The organism is Lutimonas halocynthiae, assembly GCF_030409835.1.
In the GTDB taxonomy this organism is placed as follows: Bacteria; Bacteroidota; Bacteroidia; order Flavobacteriales; family Flavobacteriaceae; genus Lutimonas; species Lutimonas halocynthiae.
In genome coordinates, this window is record NZ_JAUFQO010000001.1 from 629,977 (window position 1) to 644,694 (window position 14,718).

Below are 14,718 nucleotides of genomic sequence, written 5' to 3' on the forward strand. Positions count from 1 at the left end.
TTTTGTCGTTAAAGTGAACTGAGAATGAAAGTTTAGAAAATGAAAGCGAAGTATTTATCCATATTGGTATTGCTCATAACAGCGCAAAACGTTATCGCACAGGTGACGTTCAAAACGGCTGTTAGTAAAACTGAACTGGGTCTAAACGAAAGATTGCGTATTGAGTTTTCAATTGATAAGCAAGGTGGGGATGATTTCACTCCTCCTGATTTTAAAAACTTCAAGGTATTAGCTGGTCCAAGTCAGTCTAGCAGTTTTTCTTCGATTAACGGGAAGACTTCTTATAAATTAACCTACACCTATGTAATCCAGCCAACTGCTAAGGGAACTTTTACGATTCCTTCTGCTACCGTTCTCTATGATGGGGAACTTATCAAATCTAATACGGTTAGGATATCTGTGACGGATGCTGTGGATATTCCTGAGGATCCTAATGACCCAAGATATGTAGCACAACAAAACATTCATTTAGTGGCTGAAGTGTCTGATATGACCCCTTATGTGGGTGAGAGTATTTCAGTTGTTTATAAATTATATGTTGACATTAACAAAGTAAATGTTCAAAATACAAGGGAGGCTTCATCCCCTTCATTCAATGGTTTTTGGAATCAAAACATCGAAGTTAAAAAGTGGGTGGCAAAAAATGGAACCTATGGTGGTAAACCCCATCGTTTTGTGATTGTCAGGAAGACAGTTTTAATTCCTCATAAATCAGGAAAGCTTGAAATAGAACCTCTTGAAATGGAGATTACTGCCGGGATTCCAATGGGCAGGAGAGATTTTTTCGGGAATATGTTGATGAATGATGTGAATTTCACACTGACCTCTGGTAGAAAAATCATAAGAGTTAAAGAATTACCAACCGAAAATAAACCCTTTAACTTTAGCGGTGCCGTAGGTGATTTTGACTTCTCCGTTACACCTAGTAAAACGGATCTTAAGGCGAATGAATCAGCCCAAATAAAAGTAGAACTGAAAGGTCAAGGAAATCTTAAGCTGGTTAAATTACCGGGTATTTCAACTCCGAACGGTTTGGAAGAATATGAACCAGAACACAAAGAGAATATCAGAACTACCATGAGCGGTCTTAAAGGGAGCGTTTATGACCAATATGCGGTTGTTCCTCAATCAAGAGGTAAGTTCAAGATTCCGGGTGTTTCATTTTCATATTTTAATCCAAAAGAAGAAAAGTATTATTCAGTTGAAACCGAACCCATAGTATTAAATGCCCTGACTGGTGTGGAAGTATCAGATCAGAATGTGATAGGTAACAATAAACAGGCTGTGGTTAGTAATGAAGGTGATATTAGGTATATTCATTTGAAAACAAGTTTTGTTTCGACCTTGAAGGATGAGGATTTCATGGATTCTAATTTATTTTATGTGCTAATGATTTTGCCTTTGTTATCGATTCCATTAGGTATCTATATAGGTAAAAAGAAACAGCAGAGGGATAGTGACATCATAGGAAACAAGCGAAGGAAAGCCGATAGATTGGCAAGAAAGTATCTGTCTCAGGCGAGAAAAGTATTGGGTAAAAAAGAAGCTTTTTATATTGCCTTAGAAAAAGCACTTCATAATTACCTTAAGGCTAAACTACACGTAGAAACAACAGATATCTCTCGTGAGAGAATTGCAGAGATCCTGAAAAAGAGACAGGTGGATGAAAACACTATACAGGAGTTTGGTACGGTTTTGGAGAATTGTGATTATGCCCGTTATACACCATCTACTGATGTGATGATGAAGAAAGAATATGAAAATGCCAAAAGAGTAATAGCGAAAATTGATAAACAGTTATAGCTATAGATTGATTTAAATAAACATGTTGAAATTTTTAATACATACCGTTTTTATTTCTTTACTGGTTTTTGCAGGCACTTCTGTACAGGCTCAGGTTCCTGATAGTTTATTTGCATCAGCTAATAAATTATACCAGCAGGAAAAGTATATTGAAGCTTTAGAACAATATCAAAATATTGAAAAGTTAGATTTGGAATCTGCTTCTCTCTACTTCAATATGGCAAACATTTACTATAGAACAAATCAGGTAGCACCTGCCATTTATTATTATGAAAAGGCTTTAAAATTGAACCCGAATGACAAAGACGTAAGGTTTAATTTAGGATTCGCTAATAATATGATTCTAGACAATATTGAGCCGATCCCCAAAAGTTTATGGCAGAAATTCATGGATGGTATCATTTTAAGATTTACCTATGAAACTTGGTCGAAAATAGCTGTTGCTCTTGCTTTTCTCTTTGCTTTTTTATTTTTAATGTATCACTTTTCTTACAGTACCGGGAAGAAGAGGTTTTATTTTATTACCAGTATCTTATCTGTGATTTTTGTCACCACGAGTTTGTTTTTTGCATACAGAAATAAACACCATATGGATACCAACGTTGAAGCGATTATTTTCTATCCTGCTGCCGAAGTAAAAAATGCGCCAACCAAGTCTAGTGATGTATATTTTGAACTGCATGAAGGTACCAAAGTACTGATCCTGGAAACGCTGGACAACTGGAAAAAGATCAAAATTGCTGATGGTAAGATGGGATGGATCGATACCGCTGCAATCAAGGAAATTTAAGTATTGAGTAGATCTGGCTTTTATACTTCTACAATAAGACTTCATTGGGTTTTAAACCAACAATTTTTTGATTAATGTTTACTTTTTGAAATAAGTGACATGAGTCAAGCCTTCACTTAAGTGAAGGCCTCATTTAAGTGAGCCCCTCACTTAAATCACCCTCTGAGAACCCTAGGTATCCAATCAAGGTTTAAAACAAACAGGTAAGATTTCTCCTTTTGCCAAGCAATATTTTTCTACGAGTTCAGGGCTTAGTTTCAGCGAATAATCGACTTCCTCAACATTAAATCCTGCGTTTCTTAATCGATCAAAATAGTCTCTTCCATAAATTCTCACATGGTCGTATTGTCCAAAATGTGTTGCTTTGTCTTCAGGTGTTATGATATCTGGGTCTTCATATGTAGTTTCTCTTGCTAATTCTTGAGGAACCTGAAAAATACCCATTCCCCCGGATTTCATTACCCTATACAATTCTTTCATTGCTTTATTATCATCCTCTATATGTTCGAGTACGTGATTACAAAAAACCAAATCAAATTCTCCATCTTTAAACGGAAGATCGAGGATATCTGCTTTAACGTCTACAATAGGTGAATAAAGATCTGCGGTAGTATAATCAAGATGCTTCATTTTCTTAAATATGGATAAGAAGCATTGTTCTGGAGCCATATGTAGCACTCTTAAAGGTTTTTGGAAAAAATCTGTTTCATTTTTTAAGTATAACCAAAGCAAACGATGCCTTTCTAAAGAAAGTGTACTGGGTGAAAGGACATTTGGTCTTTGTTCTCCATAACCATAAGGTAAAAAGCGTTTAAAGCTTTTTCCATCTATAGGATCAGTATATCGATCTCCTTTTAACCAAACTGAAAGAATTGGCGTTGCGAGATAGCTCATTTTGATCAAATAGGGTCTCGGGATGGTATTCAGTACATATTTGAATAGCTTCATGTAATGATCTCTTATTTGGCTCTAAACTCAGCCTCTTCATTGGTCACGATACCCAAAGCTTCATTGACATATTTAAAAGTTGAAAGCAACTCTGGTTTTCCATTAACTATAGCCACATCATGTTCAAAATGTGCACTTGGTTTTTCATCGGCAGTTTTAATGGTCCAACCATCACTAAATTGCTTAATTCTATGCGTTCCTAAATTAATCATAGGTTCAATGGCAACCACCATTCCCTCAACAAATTTTTTGCCTTTTCCGCGACGACCGTAATTGGGCATCTCAGGATCTTCATGCATCTCTCTTCCTAAACCATGACCAACAAGTTCTCTTACAACTCCATACCCATGACCTTCAGTAAACTTTTGAATGGCATGACCTACATCACCTACGCGCTGACCTGTTCTGAATTCTCTAATGCCTACATAAAGACTTTCTTTGGTCACTTCAAGTAATTTTTTAGTTTCGGGATCTATTTCTCCAACAGCAAAAGTAAAGGCATGATCGCCATAAAAACCATTTTTAAGCGCACCGCAATCTACTGATATAATATCGCCTTCTTTTAGTGGTTGCTTATTTGGAATTCCATGAACCACCTGTTCATTCGGGCTCATACAAAGTGTGTTTGGAAAGTCATACAACCCTAAAAAACCGGGAATTGCGCCATGATCTCTAATGCATTCTTCAGCAATTTTATCCAATTCCAAAGTACTAATACCGGGCTTTATCACTTTCGCAATTTCACCAAGTGTCTTAGAAACAATAAGAGCACTTTCTCTCATCAATTCTATCTCTTCACGGGACTTAATTTGTATCATGACTTGTATTTAATATGGCAAAGATACTGTAAAAAGATAGAGACAAAAAAATCAATTCTGATCTTTTATAGCCTCTTGATTGAATCTTTCAAAGAATTATATTTTTTTACACTTGCCATTAAACCTTTTTTCAGAAACCGAGTCAGAAGGTAAACTAGAAATTGAAAAATTATGAATAAACATGTATTGTTATTAATAGTATTCTTATCCCTAAATCTCTCAACTTATGCACAAGGTCAAGGCAGAGAGTCTAAGAAGGGAAACCAAAAAGAAGCGATGCAAACCATGGTGTCAACCTTAGAACTAGATGAATTACAAGAGATCAGTTTTAAAGAGGTGCTTCGTCAAACCATGACTGAAAGGAAGGCTTTAAGAGACCAGGTCCTTACACAAGAAGTAAAAAGAGAAACCTTAAAGTCTATTTCTGATAAGGAAAATATTGAGGTCGCTAAAATATTGAATGACGATCAGTACAAAGAATTCCTTTTGCTAAAGGATGAAATGAGAGAAAAGGCAAGAAAACAAAGGAATGGTGGTAGCAAAAAAAGAAATTAACTCTTAAAAAAGCCAAATAAGCCTTTTTTCGATTTGTGCTCATGAGGTTTTTCTGTTTTCAACAATTGCTGATAAATTTCACCCCAACCCAATAAGCCACCTACATTTCTATCATCAATAAACACATCAGCATTTACCTTTCTGCTGATACTTCCATCAAATTTTTCTTCGGGATAACTCTTATTGACAGCATAGAATTCCAGGCCGTTTTTTTTGCAAAAATCTACCGCATCTTGCAACCGGTCTCCATATCTGTATGTCCACAAGATTAAACGATGCCCTTTTTGTTGGAGTTCGAGTAAAGTGTCAAAAGCAAAAATCTTTGCAGCCCCAACTTTTGGATAAGCATCTTCTACAATTGTACCGTCGAAATCGACGGCAATCAATAAAGAATTTTTAGGTAACATTTTCATCTCCAAATTTTATCAAATCTAATCATAATACAATCCTAAAACCAAGAAAAGTATTTCAATTAGGTAATTTTAACATATTATATAAACGAAATATTAAGTGTTTTCGTGTTCGTTTACTTTTCTGTTATCCAGATTCCTTATTTCAGTAATGATTCACGCGTCATTGAACCAGGTTTAGAGAGCTTCAAAAGATCAAGAACAGTGGGCGCGATATCGCCTAAAACACCATTTTTTATACCATTCTCTTTATCCTTTTCAACCAGAATTAAAGGGACAGGATAAGTTGTATGTGCCGTATTAGGTGATCCATCTTCATTAAGCATTTTCTCACTGTTTCCGTGATCGGCAATAACGATACTTGAATAATTATTTTCCAAAGCCGTATTGATGACGTCTTTCAAACATGAGTCAACGGCTTCAGCTGCTTTCATAGCGGCCTCCATTACGCCTGTGTGACCTACCATATCCGTATTCGCAAAATTCAGGCAAATAAAATCTGCTTCACGAGCTTTAAGCTCTGGAAGAATGGCATCTCTAATTTCGAAAGCACTCATTTCAGGCTGCAGGTCGTAAGTAGCTACTTTTGGAGAAGGACAAAGCAGTCTTTTTTCTCCATCAAATTCAGTTTCTCTTCCGCCAGAGAAAAAGAAAGTCACATGAGGATACTTTTCTGTTTCAGCGATTCGAATCTGTTTTTTATTATTGTTTTCCAGGATTTCACCCAAGGTTTCAGTAAGATTATCTTTAGGATAAACCACTGATACTTTTTTATATGAATCGTCATAGTTTGTCAATGTCACATAGTACAACGGCAAAGTATGCATGTCAAATTCTTCAAAATTTTCTTGTGATAGTGCTCTTGTTAATTGTCTACCTCTGTCTGTTCTAAAATTGAAGAATATAATAACGTCATTATCTTCAATTTTTGCCACTGGCTGCCCATCGTCTCCGGTCATAACAATCGGTTTGATGAACTCATCTGTAACACCAGCATCATAACTTTTTTGCATACTTGCTGCAGCATCCATAGAAGGTTCCCCAATTCCATTAACCATAACATCATAAGAAAGTTTTACTCTTTCCCATCGCTGGTCTCTGTCCATTGCATAGTAACGTCCACAAATACTGGCTAATTTACCCGTTGAAGTAGCCATATGTTCTTCAAGTTCTTTGGTAAACCCAAGACCTGATTTTGGATCAACATCTCTTCCATCGGTAAAAGCATGTACAAAAACATCTTCTAGACCATAATTATCAGCTGCATTTAAAAGACCTTTTAAGTGATCGATGTGTGAATGAACTCCACCATCAGAAAGAAGGCCTAAGAAATGTACTTTCTTACCTTCCTTTTTTGCATAAGCAAAAGCATCTGTGATCACTTTTTCCTCAGCGATAGACCCGTCTGCAACAGCATTGTTGATTTTAACGAAATCCTGATATACAATTCTTCCGGCGCCAAGATTCATATGACCCACTTCAGAATTTCCCATTTGACCTTCCGGTAGACCTACATTTAATCCATCAGTGCGTAAACTCGCGTTTGGATAATTGCTAATTAGTGAATCGAAAAATGGTGTTTTAGCTTTATAAATTGCTGAAACATCAGGGTTTTGAGTTTCACCCCACCCATCTAATATGATCAAAATAACTTTTTTATCCATGGCTCATTTACTATTGAAAAATTCAAATGCAAAGATAAGGAACAATTAGATTTTGAACCAGATTTTATGGTAAAATAATGCAGGAATCCCTTTAAAAAAGGGGATTTTTAGCTGTAATCAAAAAAAATGAAGGATAATCGTGTCACGAAAAATATTAAATGTTAATTCGAAACGATTTTTACAATACCGAGCTGCTCAATAGAAACATAAATATGCCCATCAGGACCTATTTTAACCGTCCTGACTCTACCCATATCTTCAATTAATTTTTCCTCACTAATAACTTTTCCATTTTCAAGCTTAACAAGGTTTAAATATTCGAACTTAAGTGAGCCAACGAGTAATTGATTCTCCCAGCCTGGATATAGATCAGTTGTTATAAAGGTCATACCACTAGGTGCAATAGACGGAACCCAATAATGCAGCGGTTGTTCCATGCCGGGTAAATCTGTGTCTTTTGTGATTTCTGAATCGTCATAGTTGATCCCATAGGTAATTAATGGCCAGCCATAGTTTTTACCGGAATCGATAATGTTGATCTCGTCTCCACCTTGAGGACCGTGTTCATGAACCCATATTTTTCCGGTTTGAGGATGCATGGCCATTCCCTGAGGATTTCTGTGTCCATAAGAATATACGGCGGCCTTTGCACCCGCTGTGGATACAAACGGATTGTCAGATGGAATACTTCCATCGTCATGGAGCCTGTATATTTTTCCGCCATCTCTTTTGATGTCCTGAGGGTTATTATCTCTGTTGCCCCTGTCGCCAATAGAAAAGAAGAGGAAGCCATCATTATCAAATTCTAATCGAGACCCAAAATGTTGTCCTTTTTTTGTGTTCGGTGTTGCTTTGTAAATAACCTCTTTGTCAACTAATGCATCTCCTTTGATTCGGGCCCTCATTATTACTGTATTGGCCCCTTTGTCATCGTTTTCAGTATTTCCTGAAAAGGAAAAATAGACCCATCCATTGTTTGCATAATCAGGATGCAATTTTAGATCTAACAATCCACCTTGGTTTTTGTAAACCACAGCCGGGACATTTTTTAATTTGGTTTTTTCGCCATCTTTAAAAACGATTAAATCTCCTTCTTGCTCTGCAATCAATAGCGATCCATCAGGCAGAAATTCTAAACCCCAGGCGATATCAAGGCCATCCACAACAGTTTCAGCTTTATAACTAAAGTCACCATTGCTGGTAAATTCATTAGTCTTTTGACATTGGGTCATAAAAAAGGACAAACAGACGATGACAAGAGTGATTTTATTCATTTTGATAAATTTTAAGTTTAAAGATACAATTTTTTAAAAAGTATATTTTAGATTCAGGCCAGCATAATAATTTGTGGGTTCTCCTGGATAATAATAGCGAGGAGCGTTATTTCCAAAGCTTGCCGCATTTATTTGCAACATTGAGGCGTATTTTTCATTGAAAACATTATTTACGCCAACATAAGCATCTAGTTTGAAGTGCGCTGTTAAATTTATTTTATACCCGGCTTTTAAATTTACCAGCTGGTAACTGTCAGCGTATATACTATTGTCATCTCTCAACGGAATCTCACCTATGAATTGATAGTTTAGGTAAGTATAAAATCCGGATAAGGTGGTTAAATGAAGCTGCGAAAAAAAGGTTTTGTCTGGCACTCCTGTCAAGTCATTTCCAGAATAATCTTCATCAAGATCTTGAAATTCATCAAATGTATACCGATGTATACTCAAAGCATTTGAATGACTTAATTGAATAGTAGGTTTGTTAAGCAAGAAATAATTAATTTCGATTTCGAGACCTTTATGAATTGTTTTACCGGCATTTACGCCAACAAATTGATCATCACCTATTCTTCGGGCTACCAATAAATTGTCAATATCCATATAATACAGAGCAATTTCATAATTAAAAATGCCTTTGATGAATTTACCACGACTTCCAATTTCGTAATTCCAGCCTGTTTCAGGTTGAATATCGCTATTAATAAGGCCATCTGGCAATAAGGTTTCTTCAAGCTTTGGTGGAGAGAAGCCATGGCTCACCGAAGCGTATAGCATACTAGTTTTATTCAATTGATAGTTGAGGCCAATCTTCGGAGATAAAATAGGGTCAAAACTGTAGTTACCGGATTGGTTATTTTGATCGTCATTAAAATTGTCATCAATTTTATAGGAGGTTTGATTCAAATTCAGACCTAAATCGAGAAGCCATTTATTTGCAAGTTGGTATTTACCTTCAAGAAAGAGATTATAATAATACCTTTTTTCATCAAAATCGCTTAGTTCTTCACCTTGAACGCTTCCTGTTCCAGGCGGAAAATCCTGATAAAGGTTCTCAAAAGTTTTCAATTGATTTAAATCATTAAAATATTCAAAACCAACAGTCCATTGCAAGTCCTTTTGGAATAGATCTAATTGTTGTATAAACCTTGTACGTAAGCCAATAGAGTTGGTATTCTGTTCAAGAATATTAAAGGGTCTTGCTTCATAAGAGTCTAATAAGCTGCCAAATATGCTGCTTATTTGTTTGGAGTTTTCGTTGTATTGATGCTGCCAGGATACCCCTAATAAGAATTTCTTGTAATCTTCAAAGCCTTTTGATTGACCCCATGTAAAGGCTGCTTTAGTTGGCTCATTGATATAATCTTCTTCATTTAAAGAACTTGGAATAAAAGCTTTGAGGTCGATAAAATTAGCGATTATATTAAGATTGTTTTTTTCATTTAGATAATGATTAGAGGCGAGTGTCAGGGTCTGTCGATCTAATTCATTATTGTCTCTGTAGCCATCACTATGGGTATTGGAATAAGTAATTTTAGCTGAATTGGTTTTATTTGCAAGGTTAGCGTTAAGCCAAAACTTTTGAAGCCCGAATGAACCAAAAGTATAGGCTGTAGCGATGGCTTTTGTGTTAAAAACACCTTTGTCTGGGATAAGTTGTATGGTGCCCCCGAGACCAGCTCCATAAAGACTGGATGAAGGCCCTTTAAGCACTTCCATTCGAGCCATACCTTCTAGTTCAATATCTTCGATGGTTGTTTCTCCTGAACCATTAGTCAGAGGAATATCTCCATAATAGGCCCTGATTTTGCTTGTTCCAAAAAGATTTCTTGAACCAATACCACGAATGGTTATTCGATTTGTATTGAGTGTTCCATTGTGCATATAAACGCCAGGCACACTATTCAGAATAGGAGCAATATTGACGCCATTATTGCTCTTAATTTGAGAGAATGGAATTACGGCTATTGACGAAGAAATATATTTTAATTCACTTTGAAAGTGATTAGATTTTATAATCACTTCAGCAAGGGAAAATGGTTTTTCCTCCATCTCGACAATAGTCATTTCAGCTGCATTGACATTGAATTTCTTTGGATAATAACCTTCTTTTATACATGTAAATGTTCCCTGGGACTTTAAAAGAAACTGGCCATTTTGATCAGTAGTTTCAATTATGTTTTGAAGACTGTCAATAATTTGAACCTGTTGAATCTCTAATTTGTTTTCTAAGCTGATCACCTTTCCGGCATAGGATTGACCTCTTAAAGAGGAAGAGAACAAGATGAAGAGGAAACCTGTTAAAAACAAATACCTTGGTACCATTCCACGACGTAAAACCTTATTTAACAAGCCCGTTTTTGACCATGTTTTTATTTTCATCCAAATTGTATATAAAACCATTGATTATAGCATAAACCACTATATCGTTTTTCATTAATAAAAATGTAGCATCTGCCCCAATTTTAATAGGTGACATAGGCATCGAATTGTTTTTTGGTATCATGATTTTTTTGATGTCGATAATGTTTATTGGCTTCGGAGTAAATTTAATCTCCTTCGGCATATCATTTATGCTTACCGAAGTATAGCCTTGACTTAGCAAGCTCGTAAAATCTAAATTCATAAAAGCTTCAAAATCATCTAGTATTTTAGGATAGGTTTCGCCAACTTTAAACTCATAACCTTCTGCATCAAGCGTTTCATATCCATAGTGTGTTGAAAGGTCACCTACATCGCTGATTTTACCTAAATAGTAAAACTCACTGTGATTTTTATTTTCAATTTCAGTATGATTCACACCAATATCTACTTTAAAGTCTAAACCAAGGTATGAGAAGCTTAAGTTTTCAATTTTAAGATCGAAGAGTTTACGATCATTTTTGGGTATAGACATATATTGATCAAGTGTGGTTGCTTCATAACTTTTTGTCGAAATGCTTTCTATGGCTGATAGGATGCTGACATAATTTAATTTCCGAATGAACTGTTTTTCTGGATCGTCATAATGACCTCCAGATTCAATAAGAATCGTACTTGTGCCCCATAATTGCATGTTGTCACCAAAGGCTCTTGGTTCGAACTCATCCGAATACCGGCCAACCTGACCTCTGGCATATCTTTGTATTACCTTATTCATATTGGCAATTACACGCATGGCGTTACCTCTTGTTTCGTTGATGTCTTTTTCAAAATTATAAGCAGGTGCTAAAAATGAAATAGTCGCTGGTTTTTCAGTTGTCTTAGCATTATAATACTTGCTTTGATCATGAAGATTGAACCCGAAATCAGCATCGAGACTGTCTCTTACTCTTTTTAGTATTTCTGATTCTGGAGACTGACGTCTGACAGCATCTCGATTGATATCTATACCAATGGCATTACGTCGAGAAAAAGCTTCGGCGCCATCTGGGTTTAGCATTGGTATAAAATGGACTCTAACATTTTTCAATAGGGTTTTATTTTGCTTGAAATAGTTGATTATGTCAAAGATAGCTGCTGTAGCTGTTGGCTCATCACCATGCATTTGAGACCATAAAAGAACGTCTGTTTCACCTTCACCAACACTGATCATTGAAATACTGCGTTCTTGAATTGATTCTCCTAATATGGTAACCTCAAAAGCCTTTTGTGTTTTTAGACTGTCAATGAGTGGCTGAATATCATTATGTTTAAACCGTCTCTTATCTATGGTGATTTCTTTGTAATCATCATAAGACGCAAAAAGGCGTTGATCTAATGTTTCTTTCTGAGAATAGCCTATAAAAGGAAGCAGTAGTAGGAGTAAATATTTTGTCATAGTTTAATTTTTAACAGGAATTGTTTCCCAACTAAGAGAGGTTGTAGACTTACGTATGTTATCGATAAAATCTTTGCCAGGATCTGTTTTTTCTGTACGGTACTTTTGATCCTTTTCGAGCCATAGCGGATGCCCTTCAAAAAGGGTATACTCGTAATGACCAATTACATAGTCGATTTCAGGGAATTGTTTTTTTAAGAACTTGACCAATTTAACATTTGATTTCAATTGTTTTTTGGTCAGGGGTTTGTCTGCAGTGCCACCCACGTTTTCAATTCCTATGGCACAATGGTTTAAACCAATCACGTGTCTGGCCATTGTTGTTTCAGGAAGGAGGCGATACACCGTTCCGTCTTGGTCCACAAGAAACTGTGAAGAGACATTTAAGGCACTTGCACTGGTAATATCGACTCTTGAATTAGGCAGTCTGCTATCTTTAAATGCATTATATGACTGTTCAAAATCAGGGATAGCTGTCCAGTGGACAACAATCATTTTTGGCGAAATGCTTGTTGTGCTTTTTTCAATCCCATATCTTTTTGACATATATTCAAGCGTCAATTGCTTCCTTTCATCGTCAAAAGTAATAGGCTTGTCGATGATTTTCATTGAATTACATGAAATAAGAAACAGGCCAATAAGAGAAATAAATGGAATGAATTTGAGCATGAAATGTGGGATAATTTTTGATTCCGGCTAATTTAGATAAAAATAAATGCAATGTCATGTTGAAAGATTTATTTTTATTATTCATGTTGCTACTACTAAAATTGGGAACTTATTTTTAAGTAAAGGAATCTAAACATACGAAATTGTCAAGATTGTGACCAATGGCTTGAGGATGTAGTAAAATTCTCGAAATATTTAATTTATATAACTTTACAAAAAAGCGTTCTATGGCCCGAGAGTATCTTTCAAATAGTGTGTTGGAGAAGCTTCCCTATCACTTACGTGATTTTATCTTAAAGCAACCCTACGATTCATATACAGCGCAAAACCAGGCTGTTTGGCGATATGTTATGCGAAAGAATATGGATTACTTAAAGTCTACGGCTCATGAATCATACATATCGGGGCTTCAGAAAGCTGGAATTTCTACAGAAGAAATTCCAAGAATGGAAGGGATGAATCGAATTCTCAAAGAAATTGGATGGGCAGCTGTTTCGGTAGATGGTTTTATTCCCCCAAATGCTTTTATGGAATTTCAAGCCTATAACACGCTGGTTATCGCAGCGGACATACGTACAATAGAACATATAGAATATACGCCGGCACCTGATATCATACACGAGGCTGCAGGGCATGCACCTATAATTGCGAACCCGGAATATGCAGAATACTTACGTCGTTTTGGTGAAATTGGTTCAAAGGCGATTTCTTCAGCGAAGGATTTTGAATTGTATGAGGCGATCAGGCACTTGTCAATAATAAAAGAAGATCCAAATACTCAGAAGAAAGACATACAAGAAGCTACCGAACAGATAAAAGCCATTTCTAAAAATATGGGTGACCCCAGCGAGATGGCAGGGATCAGAAATATGCATTGGTGGACCGTGGAATATGGTTTGATCGGGGATATGAAAGCCCCGAAAATATATGGAGCTGGCCTACTGTCATCTATTGGAGAAAGTAAATGGTGCATGAGTGATCAGGTTAAAAAACTTCCTTATACCATTAATGCTGCCAAGGTTGAATTTGATATTACAAAGCCACAGCCCCAGTTATTCGTTACCGAAGATTTTGCGCATTTAAGCTTTGTACTAGAGGAATATGCTAATTCCATGTCACTGCGCAAAGGAGGACTCAGAGGAGTGCAAAAATTAATTAACTCAAAGAACTTGGGAACGGTTGAATTATGCACGGGAATTCAGATTTCAGGAAAATTCACTGAATTGATTGCTGATGATTATAATCGCCCCATTTATTTAAAAACAAAGGGCCCTACTGCCTTGGCGTATAAAAATAAAGAATTGATAGGGCATGATAAGACATACCATTTAGATGGTTTTGGCTCACCTATAGGTAAATTAAAAGGGATTAATCTTGCGATTGAGAATATGTCACCTACTGATCTTGAAGCTTATGGTATTTATGAAGGAAGAACAACGAGTCTATTGTTTGAAGGAGGCGTTAGGGTTGAAGGAGAAATAATAACAGGGAAGAGAAATCTTCAGGGCAAAATCATATTGATTTCATTTAGAAATTGTACAGTAAGCTATGGAGACCAGGTATTGTTTCACCCTTCCTGGGGAATTTATGATATGGCCGTTGGCGAATCCGTGATTTCAGCTTTTTCAGGAATTGCCGATCCAAATTCTTTTGGACAACAATTTGAAGTACCAAAAGAGAAAACACATAAAATTGATTATAGCGCTGAGCAACTTGAGCTTTTTCAACTTTATGAAGAGGTAAGAAAAATGAGGCAGTCAAAACTGATTGACTCGGTTAGGCTGAAAACAATATTCGGGAAGCTTGTGTTAAACTTCCCGAATGACTGGTTATTGGTTCTTGAGATTTATGAACTTTTATATCCTGAAGAAAGTTCAGATACAAAAGAGCTTGTGAAGTCTCATTTAGAAAATTCCTATGAGCTTGAATCCATCAAGCATCTTATTGCTGATGGAATTAAATTGATCAATGAGGAATCTTATTAAGTT

General features: G+C 36.1%; 12 protein-coding genes. 4 read left to right on the forward strand and 8 right to left on the reverse strand.

Features of this window, described 5'->3' with window-relative positions; genetic code table 11:
* Positions 1-39 precede the first annotated feature (39 nt).
* Both QWY87_RS02815 and QWY87_RS02820 read left to right on the forward strand, forming a co-directional pair.
* Positions 40-1,803, forward strand: coding sequence for a BatD family protein (locus QWY87_RS02815; protein ID WP_290287942.1), 1,764 nt, complete (start codon positions 40-42; stop codon positions 1,801-1,803).
* 22 nt (positions 1,804-1,825) lie between these two features.
* Complete coding sequence (locus tag QWY87_RS02820; RefSeq protein WP_290287945.1) at positions 1,826-2,593, forward strand: tetratricopeptide repeat protein; 768 nt, start codon at positions 1,826-1,828, stop codon at positions 2,591-2,593.
* A 183-nt stretch (positions 2,594-2,776) separates the two neighbouring features.
* Here QWY87_RS02820 and QWY87_RS02825 read toward each other — a convergent pair whose 3' ends face one another.
* Positions 2,777-3,541 (reverse strand): class I SAM-dependent methyltransferase, encoded by a 765-nt coding sequence (locus QWY87_RS02825; RefSeq protein WP_290287948.1) that lies wholly within the window; start codon positions 3,539-3,541, stop codon positions 2,777-2,779.
* A gap of 11 nt (positions 3,542-3,552) precedes the next feature.
* A complete protein-coding gene (map, locus tag QWY87_RS02830) occupies positions 3,553-4,359 on the reverse strand; it encodes a type I methionyl aminopeptidase (protein ID WP_290287951.1) in 807 nt (268 codons plus the stop codon).
* A gap of 171 nt (positions 4,360-4,530) precedes the next feature.
* Here map and QWY87_RS02835 point away from each other — a divergent pair, with 171 nt between their 5' ends.
* Positions 4,531-4,914: a hypothetical protein gene (locus QWY87_RS02835; protein WP_290287952.1), complete on the forward strand. Its 384-nt coding sequence runs from the start codon at positions 4,531-4,533 to the stop codon at positions 4,912-4,914.
* On the opposite strand, the gene QWY87_RS02840 is transcribed toward QWY87_RS02835, so the two are convergent.
* From QWY87_RS02840 to QWY87_RS02865, 6 genes are all read right to left on the reverse strand, one after another.
* Complete coding sequence (locus QWY87_RS02840; RefSeq protein WP_290288038.1) at positions 4,911-5,321, reverse strand: BT0820 family HAD-type phosphatase; 411 nt, start codon at positions 5,319-5,321, stop codon at positions 4,911-4,913. The two genes, QWY87_RS02835 and QWY87_RS02840, sit on opposite strands and share 4 nt — an antisense overlap.
* Before the next feature lie 143 nt (positions 5,322-5,464).
* Entirely contained in the window at positions 5,465-6,988 is a 1,524-nt protein-coding gene (gpmI, locus tag QWY87_RS02845; RefSeq protein ID WP_290287953.1) for a 2,3-bisphosphoglycerate-independent phosphoglycerate mutase, read from the reverse strand.
* A gap of 161 nt (positions 6,989-7,149) precedes the next feature.
* Complete coding sequence (locus tag QWY87_RS02850; protein WP_290287956.1) at positions 7,150-8,262, reverse strand: PQQ-dependent sugar dehydrogenase; 1,113 nt, start codon at positions 8,260-8,262, stop codon at positions 7,150-7,152.
* A gap of 33 nt (positions 8,263-8,295) precedes the next feature.
* Positions 8,296-10,644: a TonB-dependent receptor gene (locus QWY87_RS02855; protein WP_290287957.1), complete on the reverse strand. Its 2,349-nt coding sequence runs from the start codon at positions 10,642-10,644 to the stop codon at positions 8,296-8,298.
* Positions 10,604-12,061, reverse strand: coding sequence for a M14 family zinc carboxypeptidase (locus QWY87_RS02860; RefSeq protein WP_290287959.1), 1,458 nt, complete (start codon positions 12,059-12,061; stop codon positions 10,604-10,606). The genes QWY87_RS02855 and QWY87_RS02860 overlap by 41 nt, the downstream gene beginning before the upstream one ends.
* A 3-nt stretch (positions 12,062-12,064) precedes the next feature.
* Positions 12,065-12,730 carry a peptidoglycan recognition protein family protein gene (locus QWY87_RS02865; RefSeq protein WP_290287962.1) on the reverse strand — a complete coding sequence of 222 codons (666 nt, stop codon included), beginning with the start codon at positions 12,728-12,730 and terminating at the stop codon, positions 12,065-12,067.
* Between the two features lie 227 nt (positions 12,731-12,957).
* Here QWY87_RS02865 and QWY87_RS02870 point away from each other — a divergent pair, with 227 nt between their 5' ends.
* Positions 12,958-14,715, forward strand: coding sequence for an aromatic amino acid hydroxylase (locus QWY87_RS02870; RefSeq protein WP_290287965.1), 1,758 nt, complete (start codon positions 12,958-12,960; stop codon positions 14,713-14,715).
* The last annotated feature ends 3 nt before the right edge of the window (positions 14,716-14,718 follow it).